8 protein-coding genes are annotated in these 15031 nt (G+C 60.2%); all 8 read right to left on the bottom strand.

Annotated elements, in window-relative coordinates; all coding sequences use genetic code 11:
• Positions 1-367: 367 nt before the first annotated feature.
• Positions 368-712, bottom strand: a complete 345-nt coding sequence (locus AC0L20_RS18910) for a hypothetical protein (protein ID WP_473290651.1) — start codon at positions 710-712, stop codon at positions 368-370.
• Positions 693-3134: a patatin-like phospholipase family protein gene (locus AC0L20_RS18905; RefSeq protein ID WP_473290649.1), complete on the bottom strand. Its 2442-nt coding sequence runs from the start codon at positions 3132-3134 to the stop codon at positions 693-695. The genes AC0L20_RS18910 and AC0L20_RS18905 overlap by 20 nt, the downstream gene beginning before the upstream one ends.
• Before the next feature lie 109 nt (positions 3135-3243).
• Positions 3244-4314, bottom strand: coding sequence for a DUF2235 domain-containing protein (locus AC0L20_RS18900; protein WP_473290647.1), 1071 nt, complete (start codon positions 4312-4314; stop codon positions 3244-3246).
• Positions 4315-4368: 54 nt separating this feature from the next.
• Complete coding sequence (locus AC0L20_RS18895; RefSeq protein WP_473290645.1) at positions 4369-4926, bottom strand: hypothetical protein; 558 nt, start codon at positions 4924-4926, stop codon at positions 4369-4371.
• A 10-nt stretch (positions 4927-4936) separates the two neighbouring features.
• A complete protein-coding gene (locus AC0L20_RS18890; RefSeq protein ID WP_473290642.1) occupies positions 4937-7621 on the bottom strand; it encodes a DUF2235 domain-containing protein in 2685 nt (894 codons plus the stop codon).
• 122 nt (positions 7622-7743) lie between these two features.
• The gene (locus AC0L20_RS18885; protein ID WP_473290640.1) at positions 7744-9699 is read right to left on the bottom strand and encodes a peptidoglycan-binding protein; all 1956 of its coding nucleotides are present in this window, start codon (positions 9697-9699) and stop codon (positions 7744-7746) included.
• A 642-nt stretch (positions 9700-10341) separates the two neighbouring features.
• Positions 10342-13368, bottom strand: a complete 3027-nt coding sequence (locus tag AC0L20_RS18880) for a hypothetical protein (RefSeq protein ID WP_473290638.1) — start codon at positions 13366-13368, stop codon at positions 10342-10344.
• A 270-nt stretch (positions 13369-13638) separates the two neighbouring features.
• Positions 13639-14979, bottom strand: coding sequence for a 4Fe-4S binding protein (locus AC0L20_RS18875; RefSeq protein WP_473290636.1), 1341 nt, complete (start codon positions 14977-14979; stop codon positions 13639-13641).
• Positions 14980-15031 lie beyond the last annotated feature (52 nt).

Below are 15031 nucleotides of genomic sequence, written 5' to 3'. Positions count from 1 at the left end.
CGCGCAAATTCACGAACAATCGGACGAACGAGTGCGGACCGTGCCTGCGAACCGCTGCAACAGGCGGACGTAGCTCTCACACGAAAACGGTGGAAAAGGGGATCCGTGATGATCGCTGCCTCGAATGTCTTTGAACCGGTCGCCTGCAAATCGCGTAATGGAAGTATCGGCTTCCGCCGATAAGCGTGCGCGCCTCCTTGCGATGCCAGATTGTACGGTGTCATATTACCGCAGGAACTCCGGCGTTTTTCGGACGTTGATGCGACGCCCGCATCACCGCTCGAATCTGGACTTGCGCGCCGAGCGATCTTGGCCCACATCTGTCAAGTGTTTTGTTCCGCGTGAGCTGCGGAGGCTTAAGCTATTGTTAATGAAGGAATTTTAAATTCAGAAGGATGCTCCGATGCGCAGGTACTTGAGAATGACCACCAAAATACCTGACCAGAGCCCGGCCGAAACTCTCCAAGTGGAAGGCCGTGCGGATGCTCCGACGAAGCCCGATGTTCCGCGCAACCAATACGGGCGGACTTGGGAAGAGCATCGCCTGTATGTCGAGGAACAGTTGCGCGGGGCATTGACCGAAGAGCAGTTCGCTCACGAGATGGCGATCCAACGGCGCCAATTCGAGATCTTTTCCGGTTTCATCGCGGAAGTCGACGGGCGACAAGCTCAGTTGCAGCGATCGTTCGACGCTACGCCCCCCGATCGTCACGCAAGAATCCTAGAAGCAGCGAGACGATCCTGGAAGTGATGCCGGCCGGCGGCGGGATTACCCCAACTTGCGGGCGGCGCTCCTCTGCAGGCTTTGTGGTCACGAACCTCTCCTCGACGAGAATACGCCAGTCCGCTTCGAGCAACGCCACAGTGCCGTCGAGCCTTTCATCGGCAGGTTCGAGGACCTTGCCGTCGAGCTTGCGCAACAACTTTCCATCAGGCCCTTTCCAGAGGTCCGACCGAATCTCGGCCGCTTGACCGACAATCGGATCGAACAGCGATAGATCCCTGTCGCTCTCGATCGACAACACTCCCTGAAAGATCTTGCGCTCGTCGATCACGGGAATGGCCCAGCACCACGCCCGATCCTTCCATTTGACCGCGTCCCGGTAGCGGTTCATTCGTTCGCCCATGAGCTCCTTGAGGACGTCGGCCCGGGCGAATTGACTGCGGCCGGTCTGTGCGGCCCAAGCGGTCATGCTGGATCCGAAAGGCAGAACGAGACGATCGTCGAGATGATCGCGCCCAAAACCGTAGGTGAACTTGATACGCATGGCCTTCGAGGGACCGTCGCGTTCGGACCAGAATACCCGGATGATGCCCTCGGAGACCGGATTGTTCGGATCCCGTCGGTTGCGCAACGACGCTTCGATCGCTTGGCACACGTTGTTGAAGGCGATCTTCCGGCGCCAAAGCAGGTTGGTGGTCCAGACGTATGCCTCTTGCTTGAGAAGCTCGATCTCCGCCTTCGCCCTCTCCGCGGATATGTCGAATTCGAGGAGACCGATGCGAGGTTGCAGCGGAAACTTGTCGAGCCGATCGCTGAAGTCGAGATCGAGAGAACGGCCCCCGAAGGCGGCAGTTCTGCCGACGTTCATAGCGATCCGAAGCGGCCAGAACAGGGATAGGCGCGGCGTAAGCAAAACGATGCGCGCTTTGCCGATCGCCCTCATAATGGCTCGCAGTTGTCGGTTCGAGAACTTCTTGTCCCATTTCGCCAGTCTGCGCGCACGCGCATCGAAGAAGGGCTGCATCCAGGTGTCGTGTTCGCGGGACTCGATGCCGACCGCAAGAATGCGGCAATCCGGATCGCGCGTGCGGTGTCTACGAAAGAGCCACGCCGGCAGAGTACTGATGAGTCCTCCATCGAAAAGCACACGCTCGCCGTCGGATATCGAGCGGAAGGCGAACGGAATCGCCAACGACGCGGTCACGGCCTTCGCGACCGAGAACGAGCCGTGCTCTTCGGTGGTGAAGACGGCCACGTCGTTCCTGACGATGTCCGAGGCGACGATGCTCAAGGAGAGCCCGGTTGCGGCATAAAGGTCATCGAAGGTGACTTCGGTTCGGCCTACCATGGCATCAGGTCGATACTTGCGGAGGATCGCCGCGAAGGCGTCATTTAAGTCGATCTGCAGATTGCCGCTGCTCACCGTTCCCTTGCAGAAGCGACGGATGGCGCTCACGATCCAGTACCCTGCGGCCAAGCCGCAAAGAACGCGCAGAGCCAGGAGGCAGATCGGAACGTCGTGGTAAAGGACCGAAATACGGTATCCGATCAGGTCGAAGAACGCGGATTTGGCCCATGAGATCATCGCTATTCCTCTGACGGCGATCGCCGTGACGAGAAGAGAAACGAGTAGGGTCAAACCCGGATGAAAGGCCGCAGAGAGCTTCCAGGAATAGTGTCTCTTCTTCCTGCGGCGCTTGCTTTTGTCGACGGCCCGCAAAATCGTGTTGGAGAGAGCGAAGCAGAAATTCGCGACGAACCAGAACAGGAGAAAGACGATCTCTTCCGCCCCTTGACGCTTGAATATATCCGCATCGTCGAGCCAGAAGTAGAATAGGGAAAAGACGACGCTGGCGACCACGATCCAGAAAAACATGTCGCCGGTCGGATAGAACCACGACTTCGCCCTTTGCGGCCAAGGTCGATTTTCCTCCCTGATGAAGCGCCATGCCTTTTCGGCAAGCGGTCCGGCGGACCCACCGATCGATTTGAGGTACTTCAGACGGCGCCACTCTCTCATTCCGAAGATGTCGTAGAAATACTCGACGCCAAGGACGTCGCATAACGGCACGCGTCCCTCCCGATCTATCAAATCCTCGGCCTTGGCGCCGGCCGCAATGAAGGCCGCGACGATGGCACCCGCCGACGAGCCCGCAACGGCGGTCAGGCGGAAGCGATCTTTGCCGAGATCCGAAGGAACGTCGCAAGGTGTCGGGTCAAATGGTTTCGCCACCAGTTCGTTCAGGACGCCCCATGCCGCGACATGCGCGATGCCTCGAGCGCCACCCCCCTCCAGGACCAGAAAAAGCTCGGTCTCGGTCGCTTCGGCCGGGCTCTCGACTTCTCCGCGTTCGGCCGTTCCAATCGTCTCGCTCATAGATTCGGACATCCCTGAATCGTCCTCGGCCAAGCTCTTATGTCGCTGGGGAAAATGTCAGATCGGCGACCTCCGAAAACCTAGTGAAGCCCCTAGGACGGCCTCCAATCGGAGGAGGGCATGGGCGTTCCGCTTGACCATTTCAGAAGCGGAGATCGCCCTCTTGGCGCCCAAGATCACATCCGATGTCCCCGGCCCAATCGCGAAGATTGCCGGGACGATAGCGCCGGTCCTCTCGACAGCGCCTGAAGACGGAGGCGTCGATCGTGCTCCGAATGCTCTGCCGTCTTTCGATCGGGCGATAATCGCGGCTGCTGACGAGACCGAAGCTGCCGCCGAGAAATCTCCTGTATGTATCGTGAAGCGAATAGTCGTGCTCATCGCCGGTCAACGGCTGCAGCGTCGTGAAATGGAGCCCGGCGGCGGCGGCTTCCTGCTGCATCCAGAGCAGCGGCACGTTGGAAATCATCCCGCCGAGATGTCCGCCGCCGACGTCGCAATGATCGCCGGCGAACCAACGCTGCTCGATGTCGACGTGATTCTCCCGCTCCGGGCGGAGTTCGAAATGCTCGACGCGGTAGGGCTCGCGGTGCTCGTCGATGGCGATCGCTTGGCGGATCGTGCGGCATGATCGCGTGCTCATGATCTCGTGGAAGAGATTTTCGGATCGACTGAAGCCGCGGATATTGCCCAAGGGGATGTCCAGGTACCGGACCGTATCCCAGACTCCCAGGAACCGGACTTCCACCGACCTCGTGCGATCCAGGAATCGTCGTTCTTCCACGGTCAGCAGGCGATCCATCGACGCTAGTTCGGACCTGCGGGGGACGACGTCCGGCCTCCGGTATCGTTCGAACAGCTCCGCGACGATCGGTGCGTCGGACTTCACCGAGAGGCCGCAACGATCGAGAAATCCCACGAGCGATCTCGCTTCGAACGCACCACGGCTGAAGCCGAGGACATAGATCTCATCGCCCGGAGAATAGCTTTCGGCCAACCATCGATAGGCCCTTCTGACGCGGTCGTTGATTCCTTTTCCGAAGGCCCCGATCAATCTGCTCATCCTGCTGGTGCCGACGCCTACGACGTACTCCTTCTCCTGCGATACGCCTGCCGGATCGAACGGCGCGAGCAACTCGGCGAGACGCCAAACGTTGGTATGATGCTGCGGTACGTTCCAAGTGCCATCCATTAACACGCAGAGCCGCTTCATGACGCCGTCCGGAAAATGTTCTGAAAAGTCTTCGGGTCGCTCGATCCCGGGAATCTACCCGAGCGGAAGTAGCCCCCCAAGGCCCAGAACGAAGAGTTGAAGCAGCGCCAAAGCGCTCGATCCGATCTTTGTCGCCCTCAAGGCTGCGAGCAAGCCCACGGACGCGTCGGTTATGACGGAAGGTCGTGTCAACAGGACGAAAATAAGAGCGTCTTCGAACAGATCCGCCAGAGCGTAAAGCGCGGGAAGCGCCAACCATGCCACAATGGGGACCTTGCCGAGAGGATTGCCGGTGACGATCCCCGAGCTCGCGAGCGTGTAGGCCGCGAGCGCGAGAAATCCGCCGAAGGCGAAAATATAGAACAAGTCGATCGGCATCACTCTGCGGGCATAGGCCCTCGCATAAGCCGAAGTACCGGTGGCGGTAGCCCAGGCCCGGAGGGATTTAGCGTCGATGGGGACGGGCGGGGCGCCCGGTTCTGAGGGAATGCCGCCGGGGCGTTCGAGGAAGCGGGCAGAGACCGCAGCCCCGACGCGGTTCGCCGGCGCGAGCACGGGTACGATGAATGGGGTGGCTATCGCCGCGGCCGCAGACAAGATGATCCAGAGCATCGATGAAGCCTCAATTGGCCTGACGGGGACGTTGCACGACCAGCGTCGCATGCCCCTTGTCGTTCCGATAGAAGCGGTCGTAGAGCCAGGGCAGACCCCACACCGCCTCGTTGACGTAGATGAACAACTCTCCTGGACGCTTCGGCACGATCTCGACATTCAGCGCGTTCGACTTCGGATCGTCCGCTTCGAGAACCGTTTCGTCGCTTCCGATCGAGCCTACACGGGCGATGACCTTGAAGCGTTCGACGAACAGATGCCGCTTCAATGGCCAGATCATGACTTCCCTGAGCTTCGCCCACGCTCCGGTCGAGGACGCTCCGCGCGTGCTCACCACGCTGCCGTCGGCGTCTCTCCACGCCGTCGTTTCGTAGTCGTCGTCGCGGGGAGACGGTGCGAGGACGGCGATTTGGTATTTCTGACCTTCTTCAAGCCAGATTCCCGTCTTGTGGCAGACCTCGCCGATGTCGAACCTCTTCGCCTGGCTGGAGATCGGCTCCTTCTCGCAGATCGCCGGGCAAACCCCCAAGCCAACGAAGCGGCTCGACGCTGGCTTGTTTCTCTCGGCTGGTACCGTGACGCTACATACCGGGACAGGGGATGCTAAGCTTCCGCCGCAGACAGGTTGCCCTTCGCCGCAGAATACCTCGCGTCCGTTGCTGCAGCTGGGTCGGGCCCCTGGTGCCGTGCATGTGGCGAGACCGGGCGATAGACATGCCTGAAGTCCAATGTTCTCGACGGGCTTTCCGTGTTCGCCCAGTTCGTCGCTTTCGATCGCCCGCGTGATGGAGGCGCTTTGCTCACACGCCCACCCGTTCGCCTCCTCCACGCTGAAGGCGAGGTGACTGACGAACAGCACGCCCAGCAACAGAAACGAAGCGGCGAAGATCAACGGCAAGAAGAACAGCTTCGTCCATCGCACCAGAGTCCGGTAACCACCCCAAGACCTGAGGTGGTAGACCAGTCCTGCAGGAGCAAGGAGCGCGATGACCGTCGCGATCGCGATAGCCTTCAAGGAGGTACCGACATGATGGTCGAGAAATTGCTCGCCTCCCTTCGTGAGCCGGAGCGTCGGAGGGAGGTGGGCGTGAATGACGATGTAGATCGCGATCATCGCGACGGGTATGCCGAGCCAAGCTACGAACCTGGAGCGCGGTGCTTCCGGCCCGGAACGCCATACCCGCTCCATAAGGTCGCTGATCCGACTTCCGAGACGGACGCCCAGCCAGATCAGCAGAGCGACGAGCGCACCGACGAGGAGAAAGTGGGCCGGGTCGCGAGCATAGGCGTCGATCCAGATCGTCAGCGCGCTGGGCAGGACCTGTCCGGCCGCTCTGATGATCCCCGAGACCAGAGTCCAGCCGTTGTCGAATTCTCCGGATGAATGAATGGTCCGGGACAGCGGGTAGACCGCCAGATAGAGAGAGGCGAAAACCGTGATGAAATAGACGATTCGCCTGCGCCAGACGAAATTCCAGATCTCCTCCTGTTTCGCATGGCGTGCTTTCGCCTGATCGTCGCTTTCGATCGTCGAGCGTGGCCCGACTCCACCGTCGGAGAGAACCTGGTAATCCTCGGGGATGCCGATCGGCGCGTACCGGTGGGCTCCCAGCTGCGCCCGCAGGATCGCGGTCTCGTGGATGGTTGGAAGGCCGTTCTCCACGCGATCGCCCTTGCGCCAGGAGAAGCGTACTCGGCTCAGGTCCGCGATCCGCCGAGGACCGTACCTGTAGTAACCTCCGAGCCCGTTTCTGGAGTCGTACAACCTCCCGTCCTTGTCGCGATGCCATTCTGCGAATGCCATCATGTCGGGATCCGGATTCGTCGGCTGGTTGGGGACCGTCTTGAAGTTCAGACCGTGGCCCTGCGCCTCCTTCATGATCCAATACAATGGGATGTAAGCGAGCGAGTCGTCGGGATAGCCGCCGCCGACGTTCGAATGCACGCCCGAGAACCACACCTGTTTCAGCCGTCCAGGCGGTACGTTCTTCTCGTTCCAGAGCACCGGGTGGAAGGTCGTCCGCTCGTCATCGAGCGACAGAGCATGGCAGGCGCAACGGATCTTCTCGTTGAAGTCGCGATTGGGGAGTTCGAGGGGCCAGATGTACTGGCTGACGCCGCGCGCCATCTCGTCGACCGGGAGACCGTAGGCAGCGACGGTATCCCAAAGACCGACGAATTCGACCGTCCCGAGCTCCCGGTTGTCCGCCTTCCGGTATCGCTTTCCCAACGCGGAGAGGAACAGATCGCGGATATTCCTGAGCGGCTGTTCCACATGAAGAAACGTGTGAAATCGTTCCGCGCGGTAAGCGCGATACGCCATCTTGGCGTTTTCATACAATTCCGCGTCGGTCGCGCCTTTCACCAGTCCCTGGTTCAGAGCCAAGCCCAGGACGATGCGTATGGTGAAGGCGCCGCGGCTGAACCCGAACGCGTAGACCTGATCGCCCTCCTCGTAGTTGGCGCATAGAAATTTGTAGATATCGAGCACGTTGCGTTTCAGCCCCCAGCCGAACGCGCCACCGAGGATCGCGAGGGGCTTGAACGACGAGGTCCCGACGCCGTCGTCGTAGAATGCCACCTGGTCGTTCGATCTCAGATCGAGGCTTTCGAAAATCCTCCAGACATTGGATTTCCAGACCTTGCCGGCGGCGTTGCCAGTGCCGTCGGACAGAAGGATTATCCGCTTGGTCATCGAACGCGCTCCACTGGACGGGGCGGCCGTGCGCTCCATGGCATCGTGCCGAGCAGTGCCGTCATGACGACGATCGGCGCCAAAGCGAAGGCTTTCCCCCGCCGATGCCCGGGGGGGCCCCGCTACTGCTTTTTTGCGGCACTACCGATTGCACTGAGAAGGGAGCTTCCTATCCCCAGGAGAGCCGACCAGCCATTGGTCGCGCCGAAGCCGGCGACCACTAGAGGAATCACCGTCGCGAGCGTTCCCACCAAGGGGCTCGATCCGCCGGTCGGCGCATTCGTCACCGTGCTGAACGGAGGAGCGAGAAGGCCGATGGCCTGAAGAAGGGATGTGATCCCGAGGCCCGCGGCGCCGATCTGAACGCTCGGTTTCGACGTGACCGAGCCGTCTGACGCCGGCGGCGGCTGGGTGGTGGCGGCAGCGGTAGTCGTGCGTGCCGGGACGGATTGCCCGGTCAGTCTCTGCAGCAACAGGGGGAGAAGTGCACTCAAGACGGTGTTGATCGATTGCTGCGGTTGAGAAGTGGAGCGGTTGGTCGGCGTCGGCATGTTCACAGGTACCGTTGCCGTACCGGTCGGAACGGGCTGGGTCGGGGGCGCGACGATAGCTCCCAGCAGTTGGCCAACGTCAATCGGCTTGTTGGTCTGCAGCGCCTGAAGCAGGATCGGAAGCAGGACGCCGATGGGGTCGACCGTCTGGCCCGGCTTTGCGGGGTCGGTAGTCATCGGATTCTCCTTCAGGATCAGAGCCATGATCAACGCCAACACTTGGTACGCGTCCACCGGCGAGGTGGCTGGGGCAGGCGGTGTCGTCGTCTGCGGGACGGTAACGGCAATCAGATTCGCGTCGGGTGCAAGCGAGATGCCGAGAGCCGCCGCGGTTTCCGGGCCGACCTGACCATCGACCGTCAGTCCTTCCCGCTCCTGAAATTGAGCGACCGCGCTTTCAGTGTCGGTCCCGAATCCGCCGTTGACGACGCCCGGGTTGAAGCCCTTCGCGAGCAGAGCCGTCTGTATCTTCGCGACCACGCCAGAATCCATGTCCGCGGCGCCGCGCCAATAGATCGACGTCGGAGGTTCGACCGCGACCGCGCCGGCCGGCCCGTACGCGATGCCTGGGATCAGAATTCCGGCGTCCCAGTGCCTGTCGTGGACCGTGTCGGCCACGACCCCGTAACGCGCTCCTTTCGCTTCGACCGTTCCGCCCTTTCCGTCGCAGAGTACGATATGTCCCATCTTGCCGGGACCCGGTGGATAGCGAAGCAGAATGCCGCCGATGGTCGAAGCCGCCTGGTCGACGGACACCTGCTTCCCCAAACGCGCGAGATCGATCTTGAACGCGCCCGTATACGCATCGGCCTTGGCGGGAGATGCGGAATCGTCGACGCATCCATAGAGAGTATGGCCTTCCTGGAAGATGAGCCAGGAGATGAACTCGGCGCAGTCCCAAGGCCCCTTGTAGCCCGCGTCGTCCTTGGGGACCTGGACGTTGACGTATTGCTCCCCGATGTGTTCGCGGGCACGCTTGAGCATGCCTTCACCGGAGGGGACCCCCGCGATCGGATTGACCGCCACGGGCGCGGGACGGCCGTTGAGGTAGACGTCCGCGCTGCCGGCCTTATACATGTCATGCGCTTGACGCCATTGTTCTTCGCTCAAGTTGGTCCCGCGACCCGACTCCCTCGTCGCAATCGCCTTAAGCAACGCGATAGCCTGATCGCGGTCCTCCAACATCTGCTTGGTGAGGATGCGGGACGGGTCGTATCCGGGGACGCCGAACCCGTTCGCGCCCGTCCACTTCGTGCCCGCCTCACCGATCGACATGCCGGTATAGTTGCGGTTGAGCAGGTCGAAATTGGCTGCCGCTCCATTCACCGGGTGCGGGAAGAGGGCGATCTTGTAGCGATCGTGGTCTATCTTGCCGAAGCCGAGTTGGCCGAACCTGGCCGCCTCCTTGCTCGGAAACTGTGCTCCCGGGTTCTTGTACCTGAACGAGGCCGGCTGGCCGTCGACCGGCAACGTCTGCTCGTTCGTGGCCGTTCCCGGATTCGTGGATCTACCGATCCCGTCGGTCATTGCGGCAACTCCAGGGATGCGCGCCTCGCCGGCGCGTTCACGGACGTCTCGAGCCGATCGCTTCGGCCCTACTTGGAATTTTAGCGGGGAACTGGGGACCGCATACTAGGGGAAGCCCTAGGAACCTCTTCACGTTGCCCTTGCCTCCCGATGCGGAGGGGGCGATCCTAAGGTTGCAGCGATCAAGACACTTGGTCGAGCTAACTTGCGTACACAAGGCTGAGAACGTCTGGGGCTAGTCCGTCTTTATACCTTCGTCCTTATTCCGGGCACGTGGCACCGCTTCTTGCCTGGCATTGCTTCGGGTGCGCGCCTCGTCGCGGACCTGAAGGGCCGGGCTTGCGGCGCGCAAGTGTTAGAGAGGCGCAGGCGCTCCGACTTACGGGAACGAGACCGAGACCGTTACGAGTAGGTATTGATCGCACTTAGTCTCCACCGACGATGGCGTGAAGGTCGCCCTCATCGACCGCTCAGAACTATCGCGACAGCCCCAAATCGGCATGCTGGCGTGGGAGTGCAACGCATTCGAGCACGCTAATCAAACCCGCAACGACTGGTTCATTCGGTAGGGTTCGCGACGCGACTTCACCAGTATTCTTTTTACGACCGTGGCTGACGCAAAGAGACTTCGGGCCCTGTACTTCAGTCGCCCGAGCTTGTCAGCGCGACGGTGGACGGCGCCAATATTCGTTTCGGTCGGCTCACAGCCAAGCGATCCGCTTCCGCGGCGGCAGTCCTGTCAACGATAACGTCGAGAATTGCAAGGTAGGCTCCGATCATACCGCCAGCGTCGACCTCCTTGGAGCCGTAGATGACGTCCTCAACATCGCCATCGTCGGAGAACTGGTTCTCAGCGGTCATCGCCCCCGCTCGCTCGGATGCTTCTCGGGCATCTATCAGCCGCCCGATTTCCGCCCAGCGGCGAGCCAAGACCGCAAATTTTACCGCTCTTGGTTCCGGTCGGGGGTCGAGCGAAGCGCTCTGCAGGGCATACGCCAGGAGGCGTGCCGCCGTCGAGTTGTCGACGTCGGTCGCCGCCTTCGCGAGAGAAACGAGGAGATCGAACAAACCAACGACTTCGCGGTCGGTTCGCTGCGTCGTTCGCCGGACTGCCCCCCGAGATCCGATGCCCCCGACAATGGTCTTAGGAAGAACGAGATCGGCAGCGACAACCAGCAACGCGCGCGATCTATCTATCCGCTTCAGTTGCAGGTTCAAGGCGGCAGCCGTGCGCAACTGATCGACCTTCGCGTGGAGGGGCGATAGAGCCGACGGCATTCGGGCCCGCTGTTCGACCCGATCAACGAAGGCCGCAGCCTCGCCAGCGAGGCCAAACCTTCCGAGCATGTCGACCGTCTTGAGCTTCATCCGCTCCAAGTCGTCCTTCTCGAAGAAGACGTCCTGATCTGCTTCCATCGCGGAAATTTCATGGGCGATCTCAGCGACCGCCTTCGCCTCTTCTTTCGAATCGAACATAGACACGATGTCCCAGAGGGCGGAGTACTGCTGTTCAGAGCTAGGCTTCCGCCCATTTATCTTGAGTAAGAGGAGGCGACGCGCTTCGATAGGGCTTTTATCGATGATTTCTTTCCACTTGGCGGTCTCGACGAACTGTAGGCCCGCAGGGTGCTCCGGCGGCAGGTCATCGATTGTCTCCTTCAGCGGCGTACCATATCGTTCGAATGCGTCAGGATGGGTTTTCATGCACTGGTCGTAGACCACCGCACCCCACCGGTCAGTCGGTCGCTCTCTATGCGTATTTTCCGCTGTTTTCTCGCAGAAATGTTTATCGAAGCCGGGCAGTTTGCGCAAATCAATCGATGGATCGACTGTGAGTAATACGGAACTACCAAGAAACGCGAACTGCTGGCCCGAGGCGCCAGCTTCGTTCGCCGCCTTCGTGGTTTCTTCGATCTGCTGGCTCGTGGACGCCTGTCCTGAGACGATGATGCCGGCGAGCCCTTGGAGCAGAATCGTGGCTCTGACGCGCTCCCAATTTTCGACCCCTACGGCGACACTTCTGCTGTAGTTTGAAAGCTCTTGCACACCCTTCCAATCGCCGCGGTGTCCTGCGGAAAACGCAAGTACTTGGGCGCTCGTAACCGCAAGCTCGGCTTCGACGATGGTGTCGAGCAGAGGAATTGGCTTGCTCAGCAAGCCAAGCGCCTTGAGGTCTCCAAGGATGTACCCGACGTAATCGTTGTCCCGGTTGGCCAAAAAGCTTGCGTCCATGACGCGGGACACGATAGCCCGAAGCTGAAACGGGTAGCCGGATGGCCAGATGAACGTGTCGAACGAAAGTACGAAGGCAAACACCAGCAGGACATAGCCTGCGATGCTAATGCCGGTTGCGGTGATCCAGAGCCGTAATGGCTGGAAGGATCGGGCGGGTGGGGACTCGAGATACTGCGGCGTCCCGCTTTTTGGTTCGGAGGCCGCCGAGCCGCCAGCAGGCAGAAGCATCGAATGCCGGTTTATGTGGTTGGCGATCAGCGATACGGTGCCAAGCACATCGAAATAGCTCATATGAATTACGGAATTCCACATCTCCCGAGGCATGCTGTCGAGCAGCAAGCGCCCGTCCCCGGAATTCCTGATCTCACGAAGTCGGGCGCGGAATCCCCCGAATGTCCGACGCGCAGCGCTGCTGCTCAATTCGTTCAGCTGATCGAGTGCGGCTGACGCCATTGCCGGCCAACGGTGCAATTTCGCGTTGGGAACGATATCGACCGTTTGGCAATTTAACCCCGAAACGTCCGATCCTTGCAGCCGCTTCATGAGCAGCCACCAGACGAATTGATCCGCGATCGGCGCTATTGCCCGGTCGTAGACCAGTCCGGCTAAGCCCGGTCGCTTCGTTTGGACCATCGCTCCCCTACGTTGTGCGCGAGGAGCTATGTCTGCTGGTCGGGAAAGTGTGGCTCCTAACCCGAGAATCGGCTCGTCATCAGCGTGCCAAAGCGCGAAATGTCCCTTTCCGTAGCGCACGGCGGCCCGATCTTCCGCTTGAGCCTCATTGCGTAGCTGCCACCATCGGCGCGTCCACAGCAACGCGTAGACAAGAAATGTCAAAAGCAGGAGCGCACATCCGAGAAGAAGACCAAAGGAAAGGACGGCGCCGACAAAAGGAACACGATGGAACGAGCCGATGTTGTGGACACCCTCGAATAGGCGGCTGGCCACTGGGACAGTCGCGACAAGCACGAAACAAACGATAGCTAGAAGAAAGGGATACAGAGAGGTCAGTCCATGCCCCAAAAAGGGCGTACCTACTGTGGTCCAGGAGCGAAGCCGCCCCAGACGAACACCACGCATTTCCGCCAATTTCAGTGCATGCCAGATCACGGAGCCGCCGTGGCTATGTGCCACTAAGTGGTATCCCGACCCGAGCCTCTCCGTGGATACAAGCCAGTCGAGCAGCTCCTCGCCCGCTATTCTTCTCTGATATTCTGAATTGCTCCCCAGCCAGGTGAAGTAGTCGTTCCTAACGGCGTCGGTCTTCCACTCGGTGAACCTGAAGCGTTGACCAAGCGCTTCCGAAAGATGTTTTGCGAAGACGCTATGCCGTTGCCACCAGTCGGTCTCATTCTGACGCGGGCCGTTCGGTTGCGTGCCGTGAATGAGATACACGTATTCTTGCTGGGAGGGGCTATTGTCGACGTCGGGCATGATGATGGACGCGATCAGCTAAAGATAGCGAACTGCCCGTCATGCCGCAGCACTCCGTAGCATGCCGGACGGAGATCTTCTCGAATTTCGCGATACTAGAGCTTACGAAACCGCCCTGCAACCCACCGATGCAGCATCGGCTGAAGGCACCATCGAAGGACTACCAACCAATCGACTGGAATAGTTACGCCCGGTGGTTACTTTCCTCTATCGTTGATCACCCGGCGCATGTAGATCGGGCTACTTCGGGTTTCTGCGAGACCGCACCATTCAGAGCGGGAAGCATCGCATGTAAGAGGCGAACAGCTCTTCGTTATTGTAACTCACCAAGTTTGAGGTGATGGCCTGGGCGAGTTCTAGGTCGCCATTCAGAACGCGCAACCACGCCGAAGACTCGGCCGTGATGAGCAACGGCGCTTCTCCGACATGCTTCCCCGGCAAGACCTGCATGTCCTTGCCCCTGATCACAACGGTCATGTCCAAGGGATTTGTCCCAGTAAAGCGAAGATGGGTCACGAGATCGAGGCCCCGGGCTTTGCCACGCTGAAATCCTAAGGACAACGAGAAGATATACGCCTGGATGCTACCGGTATGGCGACCCGAGCCGACACGCTGAATCTTCTTGTGAGGAAACCGCCGCGTCACCGTATCTTCGGCATCCGTATCCGGAATCACATAGACGAATTCATCCTTGTCGATCAGCGGCTTCACCACATCGGCGAAGTGGGCGCCTCGATCCTGGAGAAAGGGGCCGATGACGTCCTCGCCCGCGGGACATGCCGATATGCAATAAGCAGCCTTGTAGCCCGGCTTGAACGAGAGCGACTGCCAGACATTCAGCGTCTCGGTCCGGGAGACGCGCGCGCGGTAATCTCTTCCGTCCTTCGAATCCGCAACCTTCTCAACCCACTGCGCGAAGTTTCCGAGGAAGTCGTGATAATTGTGGGTATGGCACGACAAAAAGTCGAAGCCGCCGTCTGGTTTGATCGCACCGACCGGGCAGGCTGCAACACATAGCTTGCACTCCAAGCAGGGATTGTAGTCGATTGGTTGATCGTGAGCGTCCACATCGCATCCGAGCAGCACCGTTCCGAGCAGGACGAAGCTGCCGAACTTCGGATGGATAACGCTGCGATGGATCCCCATGCGTCCGAGCCCGGCTTCGACCGCAATCGGCTTGTGCTGAACCATCATGATCCTAGGGAGGTCCATCTCCATTGGAAAAGCGGCAACCGAATTACATGCCGGAATACCGTGATCGTCCAGCGCGCGGACGATGGCGCGTGCTGTTTCGTTGACGCAATCGTAAGTGCTGTGGAACTCTTCGTTGGCGACCGATCGCGTGGGCGAGCGGACCGGCTCGCGGTTCATGTGGCAGACAAACGCGAGCAGCGATCGCGTGCGACCGTAGACTTTCCTGATGTAATCTCGCTGCGGCGCTATCGCCGCGCGTTCGAACTCGATGATGCCAACGTCGTCGGCTCCGCAATCCCTGGCGATCTGTTTGAGAAGCTCAGAAGAAGCGGGCGCGGTTGAGGGAGATTGGCCACCTCGAGCCCGCACGGCCCTGACTGTCGGATGATCGTCCAAGCTCATGAGGAAGTCGTCCATCAGATGATGGTTGTAATCTTATTGAGCGGCGGGAGGTGCGGCAAGTGAATAT

The sequence above is a fragment of the Bradyrhizobium sp. Kon58 genome (genome assembly GCF_055807455.1).
Note: the sequence above shows the minus strand (reverse complement) of the source record. Positions and strands in the feature narration are given on the sequence as shown.